This window comes from Lysinibacillus sp. GJ-1 (assembly GCF_021166035.1).
In the GTDB taxonomy this organism is placed as follows: Bacteria; Bacillota; Bacilli; order Bacillales_A; family Planococcaceae; genus Lysinibacillus; species Lysinibacillus sphaericus.
The window spans coordinates 1,362,447-1,386,643 of the sequence record NZ_CP088912.1 but is presented as its reverse complement, the minus strand read 5'-3'; the positions used below and the strand labels follow the sequence as shown (position 1 = coordinate 1,386,643).

At 38.6% G+C, this 24,197-nt stretch carries 22 protein-coding genes and 1 riboswitch; of the genes, 9 read left to right on the top strand and 13 right to left on the bottom strand.

Annotated features, from left to right (window positions below):
• Window positions 1-11 precede the first annotated feature (11 nt).
• From LO754_RS06450 to rpoN, 7 genes are all read right to left on the bottom strand, one after another.
• On the bottom strand, window positions 12-2,036 hold the full coding sequence (locus tag LO754_RS06450) for a hydantoinase/oxoprolinase family protein (RefSeq protein WP_231785824.1): 2,025 nt from the start codon (window positions 2,034-2,036) through the stop codon (window positions 12-14).
• Window positions 2,037-2,136: 100 nt separating this feature from the next.
• On the bottom strand, window positions 2,137-3,534 hold the full coding sequence (locus tag LO754_RS06445) for an aldehyde dehydrogenase family protein (protein WP_024361410.1): 1,398 nt from the start codon (window positions 3,532-3,534) through the stop codon (window positions 2,137-2,139).
• Window positions 3,535-3,595: 61 nt separating this feature from the next.
• Window positions 3,596-4,924 (bottom strand): aminotransferase family protein, encoded by a 1,329-nt coding sequence (locus LO754_RS06440; RefSeq protein WP_231785823.1) that lies wholly within the window; start codon window positions 4,922-4,924, stop codon window positions 3,596-3,598.
• Window positions 4,925-5,220: 296 nt separating this feature from the next.
• Window positions 5,221-5,526: a helix-turn-helix domain-containing protein gene (locus LO754_RS06435; protein ID WP_231785822.1), complete on the bottom strand. Its 306-nt coding sequence runs from the start codon at window positions 5,524-5,526 to the stop codon at window positions 5,221-5,223.
• A gap of 48 nt (window positions 5,527-5,574) precedes the next feature.
• Window positions 5,575-6,867, bottom strand: coding sequence for a sigma 54-interacting transcriptional regulator (locus tag LO754_RS06430; RefSeq protein ID WP_231785821.1), 1,293 nt, complete (start codon window positions 6,865-6,867; stop codon window positions 5,575-5,577).
• Window positions 6,868-7,061: 194 nt separating this feature from the next.
• Entirely contained in the window at window positions 7,062-8,477 is a 1,416-nt protein-coding gene (locus LO754_RS06425; protein WP_229388995.1) for an amino acid permease, read from the bottom strand.
• Between the two features lie 278 nt (window positions 8,478-8,755).
• Complete coding sequence (rpoN, locus tag LO754_RS06420; protein ID WP_024361414.1) at window positions 8,756-10,093, bottom strand: RNA polymerase factor sigma-54; 1,338 nt, start codon at window positions 10,091-10,093, stop codon at window positions 8,756-8,758.
• Between the two features lie 266 nt (window positions 10,094-10,359).
• Between rpoN and LO754_RS06415 the strand changes: the two genes are divergently transcribed.
• The 5 genes from LO754_RS06415 (at window position 10,360) to LO754_RS06395 (ending at window position 15,512) form a co-directional block, all read left to right on the top strand.
• Complete coding sequence (locus LO754_RS06415; protein ID WP_024361415.1) at window positions 10,360-11,514, top strand: acyl-CoA dehydrogenase family protein; 1,155 nt, start codon at window positions 10,360-10,362, stop codon at window positions 11,512-11,514.
• Window positions 11,515-11,519: 5 nt separating this feature from the next.
• A complete protein-coding gene (locus LO754_RS06410) occupies window positions 11,520-12,587 on the top strand; it encodes an acyl-CoA dehydrogenase family protein (protein WP_231786289.1) in 1,068 nt (355 codons plus the stop codon).
• Window positions 12,588-12,673: 86 nt separating this feature from the next.
• The gene (locus tag LO754_RS06405; protein WP_025218954.1) at window positions 12,674-13,480 is read left to right on the top strand and encodes an enoyl-CoA hydratase/isomerase family protein; all 807 of its coding nucleotides are present in this window, start codon (window positions 12,674-12,676) and stop codon (window positions 13,478-13,480) included.
• A 20-nt stretch (window positions 13,481-13,500) separates the two neighbouring features.
• The gene (locus LO754_RS06400; RefSeq protein WP_231785820.1) at window positions 13,501-14,643 is read left to right on the top strand and encodes a CoA transferase; all 1,143 of its coding nucleotides are present in this window, start codon (window positions 13,501-13,503) and stop codon (window positions 14,641-14,643) included.
• 101 nt (window positions 14,644-14,744) lie between these two features.
• Window positions 14,745-15,512, top strand: a complete 768-nt coding sequence (locus LO754_RS06395; protein WP_024361419.1) for an IclR family transcriptional regulator — start codon at window positions 14,745-14,747, stop codon at window positions 15,510-15,512.
• A 43-nt stretch (window positions 15,513-15,555) separates the two neighbouring features.
• On the opposite strand, the gene LO754_RS06390 is transcribed toward LO754_RS06395, so the two are convergent.
• From LO754_RS06390 to LO754_RS06375, 4 genes are read right to left on the bottom strand one after another with little or no spacing between them, the layout of a single operon-like run.
• The gene (locus LO754_RS06390) at window positions 15,556-16,119 is read right to left on the bottom strand and encodes a 5' nucleotidase, NT5C type (protein ID WP_024361420.1); all 564 of its coding nucleotides are present in this window, start codon (window positions 16,117-16,119) and stop codon (window positions 15,556-15,558) included.
• 16 nt (window positions 16,120-16,135) lie between these two features.
• Window positions 16,136-17,221 (bottom strand): FAD-dependent monooxygenase, encoded by a 1,086-nt coding sequence (locus tag LO754_RS06385; protein ID WP_024361421.1) that lies wholly within the window; start codon window positions 17,219-17,221, stop codon window positions 16,136-16,138.
• Window positions 17,218-18,327 carry a bifunctional diaminohydroxyphosphoribosylaminopyrimidine deaminase/5-amino-6-(5-phosphoribosylamino)uracil reductase RibD gene (ribD, locus tag LO754_RS06380; protein ID WP_231785819.1) on the bottom strand — a complete coding sequence of 370 codons (1,110 nt, stop codon included), beginning with the start codon at window positions 18,325-18,327 and terminating at the stop codon, window positions 17,218-17,220. Before ribD ends, LO754_RS06385 begins: the two co-directional genes overlap by 4 nt.
• Window positions 18,328-18,342: 15 nt before the next feature.
• The gene (locus LO754_RS06375; RefSeq protein WP_024361423.1) at window positions 18,343-19,074 is read right to left on the bottom strand and encodes a GTP cyclohydrolase II; all 732 of its coding nucleotides are present in this window, start codon (window positions 19,072-19,074) and stop codon (window positions 18,343-18,345) included.
• Window positions 19,075-19,347: 273 nt separating this feature from the next.
• Here LO754_RS06375 and LO754_RS06370 point away from each other — a divergent pair, with 273 nt between their 5' ends.
• From LO754_RS06370 to LO754_RS06355, 4 genes are all read left to right on the top strand, one after another.
• The gene (locus LO754_RS06370) at window positions 19,348-19,983 is read left to right on the top strand and encodes a TrkA C-terminal domain-containing protein (RefSeq protein WP_231785818.1); all 636 of its coding nucleotides are present in this window, start codon (window positions 19,348-19,350) and stop codon (window positions 19,981-19,983) included.
• Between the two features lie 255 nt (window positions 19,984-20,238).
• Window positions 20,239-21,438 carry a quaternary amine ABC transporter ATP-binding protein gene (locus LO754_RS06365; protein WP_024361425.1) on the top strand — a complete coding sequence of 400 codons (1,200 nt, stop codon included), beginning with the start codon at window positions 20,239-20,241 and terminating at the stop codon, window positions 21,436-21,438.
• Window positions 21,431-22,297, top strand: coding sequence for an ABC transporter permease (locus LO754_RS06360; protein WP_231785817.1), 867 nt, complete (start codon window positions 21,431-21,433; stop codon window positions 22,295-22,297). Before LO754_RS06365 ends, LO754_RS06360 begins: the two co-directional genes overlap by 8 nt.
• Window positions 22,298-22,370: 73 nt before the next feature.
• The gene (locus LO754_RS06355) at window positions 22,371-23,243 is read left to right on the top strand and encodes a glycine betaine ABC transporter substrate-binding protein (protein ID WP_024361427.1); all 873 of its coding nucleotides are present in this window, start codon (window positions 22,371-22,373) and stop codon (window positions 23,241-23,243) included.
• 138 nt (window positions 23,244-23,381) lie between these two features.
• Here the strand turns inward: LO754_RS06355 and LO754_RS06350 are convergent, their stop codons facing one another.
• A complete protein-coding gene (locus tag LO754_RS06350; protein WP_024361428.1) occupies window positions 23,382-23,696 on the bottom strand; it encodes a DMT family transporter in 315 nt (104 codons plus the stop codon).
• Window positions 23,696-24,037 (bottom strand): DMT family transporter, encoded by a 342-nt coding sequence (locus tag LO754_RS06345; RefSeq protein WP_231785816.1) that lies wholly within the window; start codon window positions 24,035-24,037, stop codon window positions 23,696-23,698. Before LO754_RS06345 ends, LO754_RS06350 begins: the two co-directional genes overlap by 1 nt.
• A 61-nt stretch (window positions 24,038-24,098) precedes the next feature.
• A riboswitch (guanidine-I (ykkC/yxkD leader) is annotated at window positions 24,099-24,196 on the bottom strand.
• Window position 24,197: the final 1 nt, after the last annotated feature.

Here is a 24,197-nt window from a genome sequence, read left to right as displayed (position 1 = left end):
CTTATCATGTATTAGTTCACTGTAATAATGATATTTTTATAAGCATCTACTTCAGCCGTAAAGCCTGGTGGAATGACCGTCGTCGTATCTAATTGATCCACAATTGCAGGACCTTGTAATTGTGCATGCACTGGAATTTTATCGCGATAATAGACATTTGTTTCAACATATGCCCCATCAAAATAGACAGGTCGTGTCTCTTTATAAGCATCTTGTAAGGAGCCAGTTGATTCAAATTGTGGGAAATTAGGTTTTGGCACTGTACCTATTGCAGTCACACGTAAACCGTAAATCTCAACAATCTGGTCCTTATCTGAAAATGCAAATTCTCGCTCATGTTCTTGGTGGAATGCTGCTAATACTTCCTCCAAGGAAGTGACGTAATCTGGTACCACAACCGCTAAGGAGCGCCATTGTCCCTTATAGCGAAGATCCATATAATTCATCAAAGTCGATGTTTCTTCAGAAATCCCTTCTTCTTCTAATAATGCTTTCGCCTCTTTCCGTAGTGCCTGATATTGAATATCGAGCTCTTCGACTGATACTTCATTTGCTTTTTTTACAAACGTTTTTGAAATATCGTGGCGTACATCTACAAGTAAGCACCCCATTGCTGCTGCTACGCCCGGATGTGTAGGGATAATGACTTTCGGGATATTTAAATCTTTTGCTAAATGTGCGGCATGAAGTGGCCCTGCACCACCAAAGGCTACAAGAGCAAAATCACGTGGGTCATAGCCCCTTCGTACAGAAATTAAACGAACGGCATCACTCATATTGGCATTGGCAACTTCAATAATGGCACTCGCAGCTTCTTCAATTGTCTGATTGAAAGCTTGCGCAATTTTTGTTACAGCCTGCTGTGCCTTTCTTTTATCTAATTGCATCATCCCATCTAACAATGTCACACCAAGACGTCCTAAAACGACATTAGCGTCTGAGTTGGTTGGCTCTGTACCACCATGACCATAGCAGGCTGGACCTGGTATAGCACCAGCACTTTGCGGCCCATTTCGTAATGATCCACCTTCATCTTGCCAAGCTAAACTACCACCGCCAGCACCTATCGTTAATATTTCAATACTTGGAAATCCTATTGGATAACCATATTCAATAGACCAATCCTTTGTAATTCGAATTTGTCCTTTGTACATCAGTGAAATATCTGTACTCGTTCCTCCCATATCCAAGCCTATCGCATTTTCAAAACCGCATAACTTTGCTATATGTTTGCTCGCAATTGCTCCCGCAGCAATTCCTGAGCTCGCTAATCTAGCGGCATAGCGAGGCACTGTACTAGACGTCATGACACCTCCGCCAGAATGTAAAACTAAAATTTCCTCCTCATAGCCTCTTTTTTGCATTTCATTGCTTAATTTACTAATATAATTGCTCATGATTGGTCCTAGAACAGCATTAATAATCGTTGTACTCATCCGTTCATGCTCGAATATTTCAGGTAGTACATCACTTGAAGTACATATATAAACATCTGGCAGTTCCTCAAGTAAAATCTTTTTCACTTTTGCTTCGTTTTCTCCATTCACATAAGAATTGATAAAACATATAGCAATGGATTCTGTCCCGCGACGTTTCAATTTCTTTGCTAATACCCGAATTTCTTCCTCATCGATAGCTTGCAATACTGTTCCTTCATAATCTATTCGCTCGGTGACTTCAAAACGATCGCGGCGTTGAATATAGGGCTTTGCCGTATCTTTGTACGTATCCCAAATATCCTCCTTTGTGCCGCGACGAATTTCTGTGACATCGCGAAATCCTTTTGTCGTAATTAGAGCGGTTTTCGGTAGCTTTCGCTCAATTAATGCATTCGTACCAACCGTCGTGCCATGAGAAAAAATTTTAATATCCTGCCCTTGCAACTCTGCCTTCTCAACGCCATTTAAAATTCCCTGTTCAGGGTTTGATGGGGTGGATGAAGTTTTTGTGACAAATATTTCTCCTGTATCTTCATTAAAAACAAACACATCTGTAAACGTTCCACCAACATCTATTGCTAAGCGAGTTTGTGCCATAGAGATACCTTCTTTCGTTTAATAGTGTGAAAATATGCATAACAATCTACTAACCTATAAGAAAAAACAGTCTCCCATATGTAACGGGCTTTAAAGCCCATTACATTCCCTGTGTGCGGATTGTCACCGTTTTAAATGTTGTGAAAAATTCTTTTGCTGCTTGCCCTTGTTCACGTGCGCCAGTACTTGAATTTTTCATGCCGCCAAATGGCGCTTGTGGTTCAGCACCACCTGTCTCGTCGTTCACTTGAACAAGCCCCACTTCGCTACGCTGAATAAAATCAAAAGCTTTTTGAATGTTGTTCGTATAAATAGAAGCACTTAACCCAAATTCAGAGTCGTTGGATAATCGAATTGCTTCTTCATAATCCTTTACCTTAATCACAGCTAGGACTGGTCCAAAAATTTCATCACGCGCAATGCCCATAGCATGTGTTACATTTGTAAAAATCGTCGGGTCAATATAATAACCTTCTGATTTACCTTGCGTCGGTCCACCACCATAGACAAGTTTGGCACCTTCTAATTTTGCTTTTTCAATGGCAGCTAAAATACTCTCATATTGACCTTTTGAGGAAACTGGACCCATTGACGTGCCGACTTTGATTTCCCTCGCTTGTTCAATTAAACATGCTAACACCTCATCATAAACTGCTTCCTCAATATAAACTCGACTAGTTGCTGTACAACGTTGTCCGGTTTGCTTCATTGCTCCTTCAATTGTTAACTTTGCAGCGAGATGAATGTCCGCATCAGCTAATATAATGGCAGCGTTTTTACCGCCTAGTTCAAGCTGAATTTTTTTCTTAGTTGATCCTGCACTATCTAAAATACTTTGCCCAACACCATTTGAACCGGTAAATGTTATTGCTTTCACTTCTGGTGCTTCAAGCAAAACTTGCCCAACTTTCGAACCGCGTCCTTGTACAACGTTTAACACATTCTTTGGTATACCTGCTTGTTCAAAGAGCTCGCCGATAAGTTTTCCCGTTAAAGCGCTTTCAATAGAAGGTTTCCAAACAACCGTATTGCCGTATACTAATGCGGGCGCAATTTTCCACAAAGGAATAGCTACTGGGAAATTCCATGGTGTAATAGCTGCAACTACACCAAGAGGGACACGCATTGTGTACAACATTTTGCCTTCACTGGCAGACGGCAATACTTCACCTGTCGCCCGCATTCCTTCTTGTGCAAAATAGCGCAAAATAGAAGCGCCACGTTTCACCTCCCCAATCATTTCATTTTTGGTTTTACCCATTTCGTTGGAAGCTGTTTCAGCTACTTTATCAATATTCTGTTCGAGCAAGTCTGCAGTGACACGCAATAGTTCCCCACGCACTACTGACGATGTATTTTTCCAATCTTCAAATGCTTCATTTGCCGCTGTAACGACTTCCTTTGTCTCATCCACTGTCAAAAGCTCTACTTGACCAATACATTGCGATGGTTTTGCAGGATTAAATTGCTCTCGAATTTCCCTAATGATAGTTGTCATAAAACCCCTCCTTGATTAAGTAACTGATTCTTCATATTAGCTCGCATTAAAGCCATACATATTAATCTTTTGCAATAATCGTTTTACGCACAAATTCAAAAGTCTCATCTAGAATACGTAACATTTCGTTTAATTCTGCTTTCGATAAAATAAGTGGTGGTGCAAAAACAATTGTATCTTGCTCGTACGTGACTGTTCGTAAAATTAAGCCTCGTTTCATCGTTTCTTGAACAAATATTGGGCTAATGGCAGTCTCGAAAAGCTCGCCAGTTTCACGATTTTTAACTAGCTCAATAGCACCAAGCAAACCAATTGTTCGAACATTTCCGATAAAGCTATATTTTTCTTGAAGCGCTTTAAAACCTGTCAACATCGCTTCTCCCATAGATGCTGCGTTTTCTATCAACATTTCCCGCTCTAGAATGTCAATGTTTTTTAAGCCTACTTGGCAAGCCAATGCATGACCACTATACGTATAACCGTGCATTAAAGTCCCTTTGGAAAGCTGGCAATATGTTTCATGAATTTTTTCGGAAATTACCACACCTCCAAGCTGTGCGTAGCCACTCGATACCCCTTTAGCAAATGACATCATATCTGGTACAACGCCATAATGCTCCATGCCAAACCATTTACCCGTACGACCGAAACCGGTAATTACTTCATCCGCTATAAATAAAATGCCGTACTCATCGCAAAGTTTACGTACTTCTTTAAAATAATCTTCTGGCGGAATATTGACTCCTCCCGCTCCTTGAATCGGCTCGGAAATAAACGCTGCTACTGTTTCTGGACCTAGTGCTTCAATCATTTCTCGAAGATCGCGAACAGATTGATTGTAAACATAATGGAAATCAGGTGCAGGAGAGTTGGTAAAGTTACGAAATGCCTGTATACCCGTCGCATTTGTCGCTCCCATCGCCACCCCATGATAGGATTGTGTACGTGAAATAATTTTTTGACGCGCTGGCTGACCCTTTAATAACCAGTAATGGCGAGCTAGTTTAATCGCCGTATCATTTGATTCTGATCCTCCAGAAGTAAAAAATACTGTATTTAAATCTCCTGGTGTTAAAGAGGCTATTTTCGTTGCTAAACGAATAGCTGGTTCATTACTAAATGAAGCAAAACAAGAGCTAAATGCTAATGTAGCCATTTGTTCTTTGGCAACTTCTGCAATTTCCTCACGACCGTGTCCAACGTTTACGTTCCATAAAGAAGACATGCCATCAATATAACTTTTCCCCTCTAAATCTTTTAAATAGATGCCTTTCCCCTCTGTAAAAATAGCAGCAGGCCCTTGTGTTTGCTGTTGCTCAATCGACGTCGTTGGATGTAGAAAATGCTTTTGATCTAAAGTTTTCAATTCTTCTTTTAGTTGAATTGTCATCAATACCAGCCTCTTTTCATTAAAAGTTTTATACACTTTATTACAAGCAATTTTCATGCCAACTCCATAAAAAAAGAGACATTATTAAAAAAATGCCTCTCTAATTTATTGAATTCGTCCATCATTATTCACTATTGAGCACCTCGAACGACTTGGTAGTTTTCAGAATGTCGATATTTTTTCGCTGCAATAAACATCTTGTTAGAAACACATACGCCTATTCAAATATCACTAGCATTTCATGCTTTTTTGCACTAATTATGCAAATATACAAGTAGTGATGCATAACTGCATCATTATTCTTGATAGGAGATATGCCGTGTCAATTGGAATTTTTGTATTTTCCTTACTAACGTAGATTGATCGCAACCGAGCGCTTTGGCTGCTTGTCTTATACTCGGATGTTCAGACAATGCTTGCTTAATCAATTGCTTTTCAAACATTGCCACTTGCTCTTTTAATGTACCTACTAAAAGTGGAACTGCAAGCTGTTGTTTTACATTTGGCTGTTGCACTGTATTGTCGACTTGTCGAATAACTAGTGGATTGCTATCAAGCTCTTGTTGAACTGTACTTGCCGTAATTTCAGGTTGGGTAGCCAATAAGCAAAGGCGTTCCACCATATTTTTTAATTGCCTGACATTTCCCGGTCATGCATACGCTTCTAACACTTTCATAGCTGTTGACTCAATTGTTCGATGAATGCCATATTTATCACCTATCAACGCTAAAAAATGATTAACTAATGGAATAATATCTTGCCGACGTTGTCTTAATGGTGGAATTTCAATAGGGATAATGTTTAAGCGATAATATAAATCCTCCCGAAAGCTACCTTGCCTAACCATATCCGCTAAGTTTCGATTCGTTGCTGCGATAATTCGTACATCGATTGCAATTGGTCTGCCGCTTCCTATGCGCTGTACCTCTGATTCTTGTAGCACTCGCAATAATTTAGCTTGGAGCTGCAAAGGCATTTCTCCAATTTCATCTAAAAACACCGTGCCTCCTGATGCAATTTCAAAGAGTCCGGCTTTTCCACCTTTACTAGCTCCCGTAAATGCCCCTGATTCATAGCCAAAAAGTTCAGATTCAAGTAATGTTTCTGGAATTGCACTACAATTGATTGTTAAGATTTGCTTATGACTTCGTCTGCTATAGGCATGAATAAGTTTTGTAATCTCCTCTTTGCCGACTCCCGATTCACCACCAATTAGCACGGTAGAATCTACTTCCGCTACACGCATCACCCTTTTGACTACTTGCATCATGGCGGAAGATACGGCAATTAAACTACTTTTTCTCGATTCTTGATTATGTAAGGCTTGTAGTTTGCATTTAAAATTTTCATTTTGATCTTCTAATTTTTGTACTTCTTGTTCAAGCAATTTGAGTTGTGTCATATCCCGTGTGATGGCAACAACATATTGTAATTTGCCATCTTCGTCAAAAATAGGCTGACCTGTGACTAAAAAACATCTACCGTTAATGAAAGTTTGCAATATCGTTACCTTTTCTTGCGATTCAATTACTTTCATCGAAATAGAATCACTCATTAACCCTTCAGCAATGACATCTTTTGCATATCTCCCCCGTAAATCGATGCCAACAATTTCAATATCAATATCATTTTGAAATAAAATTTTGCCGTGACGATCACAAATTGTCACCCCATCAGAAATTGAGTTCAACAACTTATGTGACAGGGGGTTCATAAAATCGATATCGTTAAACTGCTTCAATGATCTAGCTGTAAACAGCGTACCTTGAGATGTTTCTACTACATGGACGAAATATTCTTGCACCTCAAATGTTTCTTGTCCTTTACAGTATTTCTCACTTATTTGTTCAAGAAGCTCTTGTTGGATATCACTTTTGACAATCACTTCACCATTTTTCACAATAAAAAAATGTTCTTCCTTATGAAGTTCTGTTACTGACATCTGAACCGCTTCCTTTCCAAATCCGTTTTATTATTTTTTAGAAGTAATGCAAAAAATCCGCTCCCTATCCACGGAATCCCTAGCAAACAACTACTTGCGTAGTTGTTTGCTAGGCTTGCATTCCCGTAAGCGTGTCGCGAATTTAATCTCATCGTATAGTTCCCTCACACTCGTCATAGCCTCGTAGTAATATTCTACTCTGAGGCTAACTTATCCTCTAATTGCTCTGCTGATTTAGTTGAAAGTTTTCGCATGATGACAAATAGCACAATTGACACAATCAATACTAATGTACTTAAGTAAAACTGCGTACGCAACGATTCAATTAACACTTGGCATAAATAGACAATCGTTAAAACACCAATCGTAACATACGATAAGTAGGGAAATAACCACATCCTAATCGATAATGGCTCGCCCGAAACTTGATCATAATACCGTCGAAATCGTATTTGTGAAATAGCGATAAAAATATAAACAGCAATCATTAATCCTCCAACACAATTACCTAAAAAATAAAAAATTACTTCTGGGGAAATAAAATAGAGCATGGCACAAATATATGCAACTAAGGTACTTCCAATAATAGCTGGTACTGGTGCACCGCGACGATTTCGTATTTGTGAGAAGATTTTTGGCGCATCTCCTTGACGTGACATTTCAAGTAACATGCGTGAACTTGTATAAAGTGCTGAATTAAGCACCGAAATTAATGAAATAAATATAACGATTTGAATAATTTGAGCTGCAATTGGAAGTCCAGCCATCGTTAAAATATTGGCATAGGGTGCTGCTAAAAACGTTGAATCATTCCACGGGATAATCATGACCATAATAGCTACTGAGCCGACAAAAAATAATCCGAGACGGAATACGACATTGCGAATAGCACGAACAATATTTTTTGCTGGATTTTCAGACTCCGCCGCAGCAATCGCTGCAACTTCAGCACCGCAAATAGAAAATATAACAAACACAATTGCGGTAAATATTGGAACAACCCCATTTGGTGCAAAGCCACCAAATGCTGTTAAAATCCCTAATCCTTTAGGCTCATAATTAGGCCATATACCGAAAATCATCGCTGTTCCAACTACTAAAAAGATAATGATTGCCGTAACTTTAATAAATGATAGCCAATATTCAAATTCACCGAATGATTTCACCGAATAAATATTAATAATGGTCATTAACAATGTAATGCCTACACTTCCAACCCAAATCGGTATAAATGGAAACCAGTTATGCAGCATACCCCCGATTAATGCAGCTTCTAGTCCAACAATGAATACCCAGCTAGCCCAATAAAGCCAGCCAACTGTAAAACCTGCCCATGGCCCAATATACTTTCCTGCATAAGATGCAAATGAGCCTAACTCCCCCGATTGACCAGACTTCTCTCCTAATGCGATTTCCCCAGCCGCCATTTCACCAACCATTTGCATAATTAAGACAATGAGCAAACACGCAATTGCATAGGATATGACTGCTGCTGGACCGGTACTTAAAATGTTTTTTCCGGTTCCAACAAAAAGCCCGGTTCCAATTACCCCACCAATGGAAATCATTGTAATATGTCGTGTTTTCAGTGATTTTTGCAAAGCTCCCATTAAACCACCCCTTAGTGTTTTGATATAGACATTTACTAGCCCCTTTCTCTAATGCATGTCTTCTGTTTAATGAGCAAGTTCTATGCCAAACACTACAAAAAACTTAAAATTTATAAAATTCTGTTAAATAAGTTTGTAGTTTACTAGCTTCTTATCTCGCTTCATCCTTTTATGGTGGGCACAGCTTATCAAGATGACGCGGTACGAATTGCTTTTGCACAATGCACAATTAAAATTTTGATGCACATTTGCATCATCGATTTATTTTTTACATCACATTACCCATACGCTCGATTATATGAACTTAAAATATTTAATTCCTCTCGATACTTTGCAACAGTTCTTCTTGAAATTTGAATTCCTTCTTCACATAAAATATTTGTCAATTGCTGGTCTGCTAAAGGATTTCGTTTATCCTCGGTTTCAATCAACTTTTGTAAGCGCTTTTTAATGTACATAATCGAATCCATTTTTCCGGAAGAATTCAGCAAGCCCTTTGTAAACAAAGATTGTAATGCATAAATGCCTTTTGGCGTTTGAATATACTTCCCTCGAATAGCACGACTAATGGTCGATTCATGTACAGCTAACAAGTCAGCAAGATCTTTTAAACGCATAGGTTTTATCGCTTCTAACCCCTTCGTAAAGAAATTTTCCTGCTGTTGCAATAATAATCTAGTTAACTCATAAAGCGTCTTATCTCGCTGTTCAATTCCTTGCAATAAAGCTAATGCATCTTTCATGGAATCTCGGTAGTACGTTTGATAATTTGGATCATTTTTTAACAGCGCAACATAACTTTCATCAATCGATACGATAGGTAAGTGGTGACGAGTTAACTGAATCACCCATTCTCCAGCAATTGCTTTCACTTCGATATCTGGCATCACATAGGGAATCGATTCTAATTTATCCCCCATCATGATCGGTTTCAATTTTTTTATATAGTGAACCGTTTCGATGACATCTTGTAAAGGCATCTTATATTTTTTACTCAACTGTTTAATCGCTTGCGTTGCAACTAACTCTAAATCCGAACGAATAAAGGTCGAAGCCATTTGCGGCGCAAACTGATCATTATCCAATTGGATAAGTAAAAATTCTTGGTAACTTCGTGCGCCTACGCCAATCGGCTCAAAAGTTTGTAATAAATCTAAAATTGCCTCTACATGCGAATAACTAGTTTGAAACTTGTCTGCTACAATCTCTAACTCTACGTCCAAAAATAAGCGATTATCCAACGATTGGATTAAAAATTTTAAAATTCGTAAATCAATAGAAGATAAATTTTGATGCATCGGCACTTGCTCTAAAAGGAATTGCTCATAATTTTCTTTTTCAGCAAGCTTCATCTCAATCATATTAAATTGGTTACTGCTAGACCTATCATAGGATGATGAAAAATGATGAACAGAACAATTTGCTAATTGCATAATCTCCTCATATTGCGTTTTTTCTTTTGCGTCGTTGACTACTAATAATGGATTTTCTGTTGCTCTTTCATAAATGTATTGCTCTAGCTCAGTCGCCGAATATTGCAATATTTCTAAATGCTGGACTAACTGTGCTGATAATATTTGTGTGACCTTTTGAGAAGTTTTAATCGTCATTTGCATCTTCTCACACCCCCAAAACGTAATTTTTCTACATAGTAACATGTTTTTTCTGTTTTTTTACACTTTTTCGTAAATTAAATACTTTTTACTATTTGTAAGGCTTATCGCTAAAAGCTATCTACTAATTTATATATGCTGTAGCCAGTTTTCACTTACGGAATTTTCTAATTATTCTAAAAAACATTTGACTTATTTACATAACGAATCATAAAATACACATATAATGTAATTGTTATCACAATGCGGTAAAAAGGAGGAGTTATTATATGTTTCAATTACCAACAGTGCAATTTACAGAAGCGCAAGAACAATTCCGTTTAGAAGTTCGAGCATTTCTACACGAAGAACTAGCAAAAGGAACCTTCGTGCCGAAATGTGATTCTTGGTTAAGTGGAGATAACCCTGAATTTTCTAAATTGATAGGGCAAAAAGGCTGGATTGGCATCACCTGGCCTAAAAAATATGGCGGTCAAGAGCGCAGTACTATTGATCGTTATATTTTAACGGAGGAATTTTTAGCTATAGGTGCGCCGGTTGCAGCACATTGGTTTGCTGATCGACAAACAGGACCACTACTTTTGCGTTATGGCACAGAACAACAGCGTGCATTTTTCCTACCGCAAATTGTGAAAGGTGAATGCTACTTCGGCATTGGGTTAAGTGAACCAAATAGTGGTTCAGATTTGGCTTCTGTCAGTACACGTGCTGAAAAAGTAGAAGGCGGCTGGATCGTAAACGGTCAAAAAATATGGACGAGTAATGCGCATCTATGCCACTACATGGTGACTTTAGTTCGAACGAGCCCATATGATGGCAAACATAAACATGCAGGATTAAGCCAACTAATCGTCGATTTACAAGCGGATGGAATTACAGTAGTCCCAATCAAATTTTTAACAGGTGAACATCATTACAATGAAGTATTCTTTGATAATGTCTTTGTTCCTGACAATATGGTTGTCGGTGAAATTGGCAATGGTTGGGTTCAAGGTTTAGCAGAGCTAGCATTTGAACGCAGTGGCCCAGAGCGTATTTTAAGCACGTTCCCTTTAATCGATGAACTCATTCAAGAATTAAAAAGACAAAATAACATTGAAGGGTTAAAACAAGCATCTAAAGTTGTCGCACGCCTCTGGAGCTTACGCAATTTATCAATTGGTGTAGCCCAGCTTTTAGCAACTGGAAACGGCGATGAAGTCTCTATTCCCGCTGCTCTTGTAAAAGCGCTTGGCACCAAATTTGAACAAAGCATACCAGAAATTACTCGTTTATTAGTGCAAACCTACCCTACACTTGACGCGCAACGTAAAATCGACCGTTTAATGGCAGAGTCTATTTTACATGCACCAGGTTTTACAATTCGAGGAGGCACTTCAGAAGTACTTTATGGCATAGTAGCGAAAGGAGTTGTCGCACAGTGAGTGAAATGAAAGAAATGATTCTTGAAGTAGTAGAACGAATGCTAAAAGAAAATGTTAGTAAAGATTTAGTTGATATTGTCGAGCAAGGCAAGTGGGCATCGGATATCTGGAATTTGTTCGTGGAAAACGGTATGACGGCTGTAGCCATTTGTGAAGAAAGTGGCGGTGCCGGTGGCGATTTAGAAGATTTATTAAATATTGTTCGTTTAACAGGAAAATATGCAGCTCCGATCCCATTTACAGAAACAACATTAGCAAACTACTTATTAGCATATACTAACCTACAAGTAATGGATGATTTGGCAACCTATGCGCTAGCTGAAACGCCGAGCTTTACACTTAAAAACGACAAACTAACGGGCACAGCACAACATATTCCTTGGGCGCGCCATACAAAGCAATTAGTAACACTTGCACACAGCACAAAAGGTATCCATTTAGTTGCAATTGACTTAAGCCAAGCGGCTATTTCAACGGATAAAAACTTAGCTGGTGAGCCACGTGATACGGTAACATTCCAAAACGCCAATGTTTGCCAACAATCTACTGTCTTAACTTCTAAACAAATTCAGACTATGACAGCCATTGCAACAGCCTTTCAACTAGCAATGATGACGGGCGCTATTGAAAAAATAAATGACTTAACCGTGCACTATACAAAAGAGCGTGAGCAATTTGGTCGTCCTCTCCATCGCTTCCAGCTTGTTCAGCAACATATTGTGAACTTAGCAGGTGAAACAGCGTTAGCTTTAGCAGCATTTAATAATGTGACTGTTGCCCTCGATGCACAAAGCCCTCTGAGTGAAGTGGCCTATGCACGAATTCGTTTTGAAGAAATGATTCAAACGGTAGCGACCATTTCCCACCAAGTGCATGCTGCAATTGGTACGACACACGAACATAGCTTACAACAGTATACACGTAGGCTTTGGTCATGGCGTGATGAAGGCACAAGCACTTTTTATTGGACTGATTTGGTGGCAACTCAATTACTAGAACATAGCGGTGACAGCTTATGGGCTTATATGACGTCATTCACTAACAATTCACTACTGCTCAAAGCTCAGAGCTAAAACTATACTTTGTTAGTTGAAGTAAGCAGTGCAATTCTTCAGCACAAGCCAGACAAAATACCAATTATGTAAAGGGAGAGATGAACATGGCAGATTTATTATTTGATGTTAAAGACCATATTGCCACAATTACGTTAAATCGACCGGAGGCGTATAATGCGTTTAGCGAGGAAATGATTGCAGAATGGATTACAGCGCTTGAAACCGTACGTGATTCAGACGATATTCGTGTGGTTATCGTGAAAGGAAATGGCAAATCATTCTGTGCAGGTGGCGATATTAAGGCGATGCAAGCTGGAGAAGGTTTTTTCAAAAGTGAGGATGATATTTCTTCGACTGGCTTAGCACGAAAAAATTCGCTCTGGAAAAAGATTCAACGTATTCCATTGCTGCTTGAAGAAATTGATAAGCCAGTAATTGCACAAGTGCACGGTTTCGCAATGGGTGCCGGTCTTGATATGGCTTTAATGTGTGATATTCGAATAACGGCAAAATCAACAAAAATCTCAGAGAGCTACATAAACGTAGCAATCGTTCCTGGTGATGGTGGCGCCTACTATTTACCAAAGCTTATCGGCATCGATCAGGCACTGGACATGTTTTGGACTGCGCGTGTTTTAACAGCTGAAGAAGCGAAAGCGAAAGGCATCGTTACCTTTGTCGTAGAAGATGAGGCACTCGAAGAATACACATTACAGTATGCACAAGAACTAGCAAGTCGCCCAACAACAACAGTACAATTCATTAAACGTGCGGTCTATCAAAGCCAACGCATGGATTTACGCACAGCACTCGATTACATTTCTTCTCAAATGGCGATTGTAACAGAACTAGAAGATTTTAAAGAAGGTGTAACAGCCGTCGTAGAAAAACGTAAAGCAGTATACAAATAACGTTTGTGGGAGGAAACCATATGCAACCTCTTAATAATATTCGGGTGTTAGATTTATCACGTGTCTATGCCGCTCCTGCCGGCTCCATGTTGCTAGCTGATTTAGGTGCTGAAGTTATACGTGTAGAGCATCCCGATGGCTCTGATAGTATGCGTGACTGGGGTCCATTTTTAAATGAACAAAGCACCTATTATTTATGTGCCAATCGCAATAAAAAATCGATAACATTAGATTTAAAAACAGATGAGGACAAAGAAAAATTTAAAGAGCTAGTAAAGGATGCAGATATTATTCTTGAAAACTTTAAAACTGGTGATATGGAGCGGATGGGGCTAAGCTATGAGGAATTGAAAAAAATAAATCCGCAACTCATCTATTGCGCGGTGACCGGCTTTGGTCAAACAGGTCCCCTCGCCTACGAACCAGGGTTTGATCCGGTCATACAGGCGATGAGTGGATTAATGCATGTAACAGGTGCAACGGATGGTGAGGCGACAAGAGTCGGTGTCCCAATTGCAGATATTTTAACTTCCCATTATGTCGTCATCAGTATTTTATCTGCATTACGAATCCGAGATATAACGAATAACGGGCAGTTTATTGATTTAGCATTATTGGATGTTCAAATGAGTAGCTTAGCAAATGTTGCGAGTGCCTATTTAAATACAGGATTTGCTTCTGAACGTTTAGGCAATCGGCATAATAACGTAGCGCCCTATCAAGTATTTAACTGCGCAGACGGTCCTTTAATGATATGTGTTGGTACTGATGGGCAGTTTCAAAAATTTTGCACAATGCTTGAACGTCAAGAGTGGGCAACCGACGCACGTTTTAAAACAAACACGATGCGAAAGCAACATGAAGCAGAACTGGTACAACTCATTTCGGACATTACAATAACTAAAACGCGTGATGAATGGATTGCGTTATTACAACAATATAAAATACCCGGAGGTCGTGTGAATTCCATTGCGGAAGCACTTGAACAACCACAAGTTATGGCACGTGACATGATTGGAGAAATCGAACACAAAAAATATGGCAAAATAAAATTCGTCAAAAACCCGTTGCAGTTTTCAAATTTAAATATTCAATATAAATTAGCTCCACCTATACTTGGGGAACATACAAATGAATTCCAAAAATCGTCTCTACCGAAATAAATTTACGCTATAATAGTAATAATTTTATCATCATACAACCCTCATGAAGATAAAGGTTATAGCCGATAAGCGAAAGTAAATTTATGTAAGTAGGTGACGAGATGAATCAAGAAACTTTCGAAAAAAACTATACAATGTCATCGTTGCACAAAGCGATTAAAGTATTAAAAGCATTTACAAAAGAAGAACCTAACCTCTCTTTAACAGAGTTGAGTAAAAAAACAGGTATTAGCATCTCCAGTTTACAACGTTTTGTTTCTACCTTTGTGTATGAAGGATTTCTTCATAAAGATGAGGGAACAAAACGCTACCAATTAGGTCATTCACTGCTCTATTTAGGAAACCTAGTCAAACAAGAGTCCAGTCTAATTATTGTTGCAGAGCCTATTTTAAAAAAGCTCAATGAAGATATGGGTGAAAGTGTCTCGATGAATATTATCGACGGCTTAGAAAGGCGCTGTATAGTAAACTATGATTCTACCTACCCTCTATCAACGAAAATGTATGTAGGTGACACCTCCCCACTTTATGCAGGTGCATCTTCTAAAACATTACTCGCATTTATGCCAAATGTTGAAGATTATGTAGAACATATCACACTTGAACCAATTACAGATAAGACGATTTGTTCCAAAGAACAGCTATTAAACGAATTACAGCAAATTCGCGCGCAACGTTTTGCCATAAGTAATAGTGAGCGGGTGCGCGGCGCCTGTTCTGTATCAGCCCCAATATTAAATGCTTCGCATCAAATTATCGCTTCCGTCACACTCGTTATACCGGAAGTCCGTTACAATGATTACGATGAAAATCATTTAATTGCAACGATTCTAAAAGTCGCTGCAAATATTGAAAAACAACTGTTTTAAAACAAAAAGGAATGGTACAACGAAACCCGTTATACCATTCCTTTTAATCATTCATTTTGCTTAAAAACTCATGCCAATGATGCATTCGAGGTAAATTCACATACTGGTTGTAAGATTGGTTTTTTAATATCACTTTTGTGTGGATGTCTTGTAGTGTTTCTAATACAGCTGGTTTATCATCTACATAAACATCTAATACAAGTTTTTTAATAATGTTCACTTTCTCCGCGTCTTGCATACCACAATAGAAATGCCCCTCTTCCACAGGAAAACCTTGAGCCTTCATCCATTGTTGCGTTTGCTGACAATATTGCTTCGGACGTGACGTAATATAATAAATTTCATGCCCCTCTTGATGTAATGTTTGTAGCGTTTCAAGGGCCATTTCAAAAATTGGACAATCCGTAAAGTATATTTCCTCTAAAGAACTATTCCACATTGCGGCGCCTTCTGCATCTGTTAAGCCAAAGGGCTCATGAATCTCCACTCTTTCTAAAGCATGAAAGGCTTCCAGTGTGATATCTTTACCTAGTTTTTTATTATAAAGTGAAAAAGCATGTGCCCGTAAATTGATCAATGTGTCATCTATATCAAAACCAAATTTCATCTATGTTTTCTTCCTCTCAAGATGCCCTATCGATGAAGTGAAAGGCAAAAGTCTGTTCTTTTTCAATTTGCTGCGCTAATACTTCTTCAATCGCCTGTGCTCGCATTTGTTGAAAATCTTGCACATTAAATTGACTAATTGTCTCTTTGTTTAGTAAGGATGCAAGACAATCTGCATCTTTTAGCGCGCTATTTAAGCCGAATGCGCCAGTAGGTGTCATGGTATGAACAGCATCACCTAACAGAACAAGTCCTGCTGTACCCCAACAATCGCAATGACTACTAAATACATCGAGTAACACAAAGTCCTGCCATGATTGAATATAGTGTGTAACAATATCATCTAGCTGTGGAAAGGCCTCAATTAGCTTGTGAACAAACGGTGTAAATGGCTGCTTTCTTAGCTGCGCAAAATTTCCTTGTTCAATATTCCAACCAATTTGAATAAAGCCCCCAGTCTGGGAGAATAGCGACAATTGTTTTTCATCAATTAATGCCATTTTAATAGCTGGCTCCCAATCTTGAGGAGCTGGAATTTTCGCCCACAGTAAATCAAAACCATGTTTCTGTTTTTGGCTGGCAATATGGGCTCGCTTTCGAATAGTCGAGTATCGACCATCCGCTCCTATAATAAGCTGACTTTTGATTTCAATTGTTTCATCGTCTTTCCTAGCCACAACACCGATATATCGCCCTGAAGTATCCATCAAAAGTGTTGTCACTTTAGTATGCAAGAAACACTTAAAGTTTTGAAAGTGAACTGTTTGTTGAAGTATTCCCTTAAGCAAATGAGCTTGAGGGACATGAATACCTAAATGCCCTATAATGGCATCTGGAACAATCGTTTTAATGACTTCGCCCTTCGCATAATATTCTAATTTCTCCATTCGTAATAAACCAAGTGCTTCAACCGCTTCAAAAAGAAAATGCTTTTTGAGAACCGCCTCACCTTCTTCGTTTAAATGCTCACCACGAAATGCCTGCCCAAGCGTTGCGTTTTGTTCCAATAGTATGACGGATAGACCCTTTTTAACTAGCAAATGCGCAAGAAGTGCACCAGCTGGTCCAGCTCCGACAATACAAACATCCGCATGATAATTCACTTTCCTTCACCTTTTTTCGGATAAGCAATAATGCGTAAATCTTGCCCTAACTTATTAAATGAATCAAATTCAACATCCCATGCTTCATCCATCGTTGCTGCATTGTAACCAGCGATTGGTGTTAATGATAGACGGCCACCTAAAACTTTAGGCGCTACATAGATGACATATTTATTGATGGCAGCACTTTGTAAAAATGAGGCATTAATTGCGCTACCACCCTCCACTAAAATATCTGTAATACCAAGTACATAAAGTTTCTCTAACATATCATCAATATGCAATCCTTCATTATCTCTTCGCACAGGGAGGACCGTAACACCTTTTGCCTCAAAAGTGCTAATTTGCTCTTGTTTGACTTCCTCACTGCAGACAATAATCGTTTGCGCTTCTTCTACATTTAATACATTTGCATGTGCTGGTGTACGAAGATAACTATCCATGATAATTCGTATAGGATTCTTGCCTTGTCGATTATTTAATCGGGTCGTTAAAGATGGATTATCAGCAATCACTGTTCCAACGCCGACTAATATGGCGTCTACTTCATGACGAATATGGTGCACATCTTCCCGAGCTTCTGCACCCGTTACCCATTTGGAATGCCCTGTATGCGCTGCAATTTTGCCATCCAATGTCATAGCATATTTTGAAATAACGAATGGACGTTTAGTAAGCATATTGTGTATAAAACGTTCGTTTAAACGTCGAGATTGTTCTTCTAGTACACCTACCTCCACCTCAATGCCTGCATCACGTAGCAATTGTATACCTTTGCCCGCTACAGCTGGATTCGGGTCCTGCATCGCTACTACAACTCGACTCACTTCAGATTCTTTAACTAAATTCGCACAAGGTGGCGTTTTACCAAAATGTGAGCAAGGCTCAAGCGTAACATAAAGAGTAGCACCTTTAGCGTGCTCTCCCGCCATACGAAAGGCATGCACTTCCGCATGAGGCTCCCCGGCTTTACGATGCAAACCAGTGCCTACAATAACACCATCTTTTACAATAACAGCCCCTACAAGAGGATTTGGGTTCGTATTCCCTCTTGCACTCGCCGCCAAATCTAATGCCAATTGCATATATTTTTCATCTGTCGTCATCTTTACACCCTCCACTTACTTCATGTCACGGATATGACCAGATTTTTCAACTTTTGTATCTAAATAAAAGCGGTTTGTCTCTGTTACCCCACCCCATAACGGGATATGTCCATTTGCTGTTAAACCGTGCATCTGTAAAGCGGCTAGCTTTTTCGGATTGTTCGTAATTAGTGTTACAGGTTTTGAACGAAGAGCCGTTAAAACCGTAATCGCCTCTTCATAAGAGCGCGTATCATCTTGGAAGCCAAGTGCATGATTCGCTTCTACTGTATCTAAACCTTCTTCTTGTAGTAAATACGCAAGCGATTTTGAGAATAATCCGATGCCACGCCCTTCATGGTCTGCTAAATAGAAAATCGCACCGCAACCATGCTCTACAATCATTTTCATCGATTCATGCAACTGGTAGCCACAGTCACAGCGTTGGCTTCCAAAGATATCACCTGTATGACAGATGCTGTGCATACGAATTAAAACATCTTCCTCATTTGCAAAATCCCCATAAACAAGTACAGATGATTGCTGAGAAAATGCTAAATTTGCTGTTGCTAGCCCATCAATTATTTCTTCTTTTGATAGATTACTATCAATTTTTAACCAGTTATACCATTGGAATGTCGCTGAAAATTCACCTTGCTTAACAGGTAATTTCACAGGACCTACAAGACAAATATTTTCAGTTTCTGAATGCTTTACAATTGTCATTTTGTCCTTCACTATATCCACTACTTTAGTAGTAATTGTCATATTTATCGCCAACTTTCTATGTTAAACATTTAGGTTATATTTACTAACTGAACATTTCATTATATTTAACTTACTTAACGTAACTTAGTTTATAATAATAACTTAAAACTGTCAAACAACAGCTCTTTTCTACTAAAATATCATATTTGAATAGAAAGCTGTTAAATGATGCTTAGAACCTATACTAATAGCTTATGGAGATGCTATTTTTTCTGTGCAGGCTAGTCTATAATAAGCGAAGGTAGGTTTGTTATGACGAAAGGAAGTTTAAGCATGAACTTAGAAAAAAATGTTCAAGTAAAGCAACCAAAATACCAGCAAATAGCGGTAGACCTTGCTTCAAAAATTGTAGAAAAAAAATATCAAATTGGCGATAAAATTTATGCAAGATCTTCATTGGCTAGCCAATACAATGTATCGGCTGAAACGGCAAGAAGAGCGATAGCCGTGTTGCAAGATTTAGAAATTGTCGAAGCATCCAAAGGTAGCGGTGTCATCATTAAATCGTATGAAATGGCGGCGCGCTTTGTCCGACAGTTCCAAGATGTTCAATCTGTTCATGAACTACAAAATGAGCTGTTGATCAGTATTCAAAAACAACAACAGGAATTGTTGCATTTACAAGAAAAAACAAAACAACTAATTAGTCGCACTGAACATTTCCGTTCCGTTAATCCTTTTATTCCATATCAAATTGAAATGACAGCTGATAGCCCGTGTATTCATCACACATTGCAAGAATTAAATTTTTGGCAAAATACATCTAGCACGATTGTTGGTATCCGTCGTGGCAATGAATTATTACTTTCACCAGGACCATATGCTTCAATTGAAGAAGGAGATATTATTTACTTTATCGGCAATGATGAAAGCTTAGGCTGCGTGCAGAGCTTTTTATATCCAAATTAAAATCCGCATAAGCGCTGATATAACAGCGTTTATGCGGATTTTTTCTCATTTATCGATTTGACAAAAGTAACAACTCTTTGTTAACGTTAAGTTGTTACTTGTTCATTTTTGGTTTTCATTATCCTCAAATAGTTTCAAATAAAACAATTCGCCCACAGATTTGTTTTTAAAGTAACTACATTCTCCCTCTACTAATTGAGGTTGTATCTCACTGTATATTTGTAAGTGGGATTAGTTTTTGAAAGGAGCGGTTCTATGGAAAAAATAAAAGTAGAACATGTTTCTAAAGTTTTTGGTAAGCATATTCCTCAAGCTTTAGAACTCGTCAAACAACAAAAAAGCAAGACAGATATTTTAAAAGAAACAGGTGCAACGGTTGGTGTTTATGATGCTAGCTTTACCGTCAATGAAGGAGAAATTTTCGTCATTATGGGCTTATCTGGTAGCGGGAAATCAACACTTATTCGACTGTTGAATCGTCTTATCGAACCAACGAGTGGCAATATTTATATTGATGGCGAAAATATTTCTAAAATGGGAAAAGAAAGCTTACGAACCGCTAGAAGAAGCAAAATGAGTATGGTTTTTCAAAACTTCGGTTTATTCCCTCACCGTACACTTCTACAAAATACCGAGTATGGTCTTGAAATACGAGGTATCTCTAAAGAAGAGCGCAAAGCTAAAGCAGAACAAGCTTTAGCAAACGCAGGCTTACTTGCCTATAAAGATCAATATCCAAACCAACTATCTGGCGGGATGCAACAACGTGTTGGCTTAGCACGCGCACTCGCAAACGATCCAGAAATTTTATTAATGGATGAAGCATTTTCTGCTCTCGATCCTTTGATTCGGAAAGAAATGCAGGATGAATTACTCGATTTACAACGAACATTGAAAAAAACAATTTTATTTATTACTCATGATTTAAATGAGGCACTACGCATTGGTGACCGTATAGCCATAATGAAGGACGGTTCTATTATTCAAATTGGGACTGGTGAAGAAATTTTAACGAATCCAGCAAATGAATATGTAAAAACATTTGTTGAAGATGTCGATCGCTCTAAAGTATTAACAGCTGAAAACGTAATGGTTCGACCAGTATATGTCAACGTTGACCTTGATGGACCTACAGTTGCACTGAAAAGAATGCGTCAAGAAGCTGTTAGTTTACTAATTGCTGTTGACAAAAACAGACATTTGAAAGGATTTATTACTGCTGATGATGCACTAGCGGCTGCTAAAAAACAGGAACAAACAGTACATTCGATTGTTCAATCCGAAATGTTAACCGTTCCTCCAGATATGCTTTTACAGGATATTTTAGGCATGATTCATAACTCCCCTACTCCTATTGCAGTTGTGAAAGACGAACGTTTACTTGGTGTTCTTATCCGTGGCGTGGTTATCGAAGCACTTTCAACATGCACTGAGGAGGACGTAACACATGAATAATTTTTTAGACAATATTCCAACCTTACCACTTGCCCCATGGGTAGAATCAGCCATGGACTGGTTGACGAGTAATTTTTCAGCATTCTTCGATGTGATACAAAAATACGGAAAACTACTCATGAACCAGGTCACGGATTTATTAATTAGCATTCCCGCTATTATTCTTATTTTACTTGTCGTTATTTTAGCATTTTTCGCTGTAGGCAAAAAATTGGGGCTTGCAAGCTTTACACTAATAGGTCTGTTATTTATTTACAATCAAGGTTTATGGGATCACTTGATGGAAACGACAACACTCGTATTATTCTCTAGTATCATTTCTATCATCATCGGTATCCCACTTGGTATTTTAATGTCCAAGTCAAGCGTTGCTGAAAATATTATTAAACCAATTCTTGACTTTATGCAAACGATGCCTGGCTTCGTATATTTAATCCCCGCAGTTGCCTTTTTCGGCATTGGCATTGTACCTGGTGTATTTGCATCCGTTATTTTTGCATTGCCCCCTACTGTACGTATGACAAATTTAGGAATTAGACAAGTACCAAAAGAATTAGTAGAAGCTGCTGATTCATACGGCAGTACCGCAGCACAAAAATTATTTAAAGTAGAAATTCCACTTGCCAAATCAACCATTATGGCCGGTATTAACCAAACGGTTATGTTATCTCTATCAATGGTTGTTATCGCGTCGATGATTGGGGCACCAGGACTTGGTCGTGAAGTATTAACAGCATTGCAACGTACACAAGTCGGTAATGGATTTGTTGCTGGTTTAGGACTCGTGATTTTCGCGATTATTATCGATCGCTTAACTCAAAGCTTTAATCGAAAAAAGAGCTGTAATAGCGCATTTTAGCATTATATCAGCAAGTTACAATCGCATTATGTCACTAAAATGCTAAATACGTAGAGAAGAAAGGAAGATTTGAATGAAACTAAAAACATTATCAAAATTAGGGATGGCTCTAGGGCTAAGCTTTTTACTAGCCGCTTGTAACGAAGGTGATACCACTAAAAAAGAAGATGCAAAAGATGTTAATTTAGCCTACGTTGAATGGGATACTGAAATCGCTTCGACAAACGTTGTCGGTCAAGTTTTAGAAGATTTAGGGTATGATGTTACTTTAACTCCGCTTGATAACGCTATTATGTGGGAAGCTGTTTCTAAAGGGGAAGCAGATGGCATGGTCGCTGCATGGTTGCCACATACACATGGATCACAATATGAAAAATATAAAAGTGACTTAGATGAACTTGGCGAAAACTTAGCAGGTGCGAAAATTGGTTTAGTCGTACCAAGTTACATGGATGCTAATTCTATTGAAGATTTAACAAATGAAGCAGACCATACAATTACAGGCATCGAGCCAGGTGCTGGAATTACGGCAGCAACTGAAAAAGCGTTAGAAGAATATGATAATCTTTCTGATTGGAACTTCTTAACTTCATCTTCAGGAGCGATGACAACAGCACTGTCGAAAGCAATTAAAAATAAAGAAGAAATTATCGTTACAGGTTGGTCTCCTCACTGGAAATTTGCCAAATATGATCTGAAGTATTTAGAAGATCCAAAAGGTGTTTATGGCGGAGAAGAAACGATTAATACATTTGTTCGCAAAGGTTTAAAAGAAGACCACCCCGATGTTTATACTGTTTTAGATAACTTCCACTGGACATCAGAAGATTTAGAATCTGTTATGCTAAATATTTTAAATGGCGATGACCCAAAAGATGCAGCAAAACAATGGATTAAAGATAACCCAGAAAAAGTTGCTGAATGGACGAAAGATATAAAAAAATAACGAAAAAGAACGCTGCATACAGTCCTTTAAGGGCTAAAAAACCCACCTTACTCTCTGCTGGCACATTCCAGCAAGAGTCTAGGTGGATTTTTACTTTACAATGAAATTGTTTAAAATTGTTTGGGTGACTGGCACTACTTAAGATAACAATTTTAAACAAATCGCAGCTCCTAAAACGAGCACAATACAGACGATTCTTCGCCAATCTTTCGATTCATTAAAGAACAACATGCCTAGTATAGCTCCCCCTGCTGCCCCAATTCCCGTCCAAATGGCATAGGTTGTTCCCATCGGCAAGGTTTCCATGGCATAGGCAAGCCCTAAAAAACTAACCGTAAATACGGCAATTAATAAGACTAGGTTTTTTATATTTTTCACTTCATTGTACTTACTAATCATAAAAACACCCATCATTTCACAAAGTCCAGCGATGACTAATGCTACCCACGCCATTATCCCTTCACCTCTTTCTCTATTGGCTCACCCGTCACAAGCTTCAAGCCTACAACACCTGCGAGTAAAACGACAATACACAAAATTTTTGCTAGTTTCCACGGCTCTCCAAACAGCAGACTATCAGCACATACCGTACCTGCCGTCCCCAAACCTACAAACACTGCATAAACCGTGCCAACAGGTAAACGCTCTCCAGCCTTAATTAATAAATAGAAACTAATAAAAATAGCAATTGCTGTTCCTAGCCATTCTAGTGTACTATTAGCATGCTTTAAGCCAATAACCCAGCCAACTTCAAAAAAAGCCGCTACAAAGACACTAATCCATTGTTTGTTCATTTTAAATCCCTCCATTTTCGACAAATAAAAAAAGCCTACAGAAACACTGTTTTTCAACAGTATCTCCCAGGCTTTTATCCTTCCGTGTCACAAAATATATTTTGTGGTTTTCTCTCGGACCAGACTAGCTAGCGCTACGGAACCCTAGAAAACTATCATA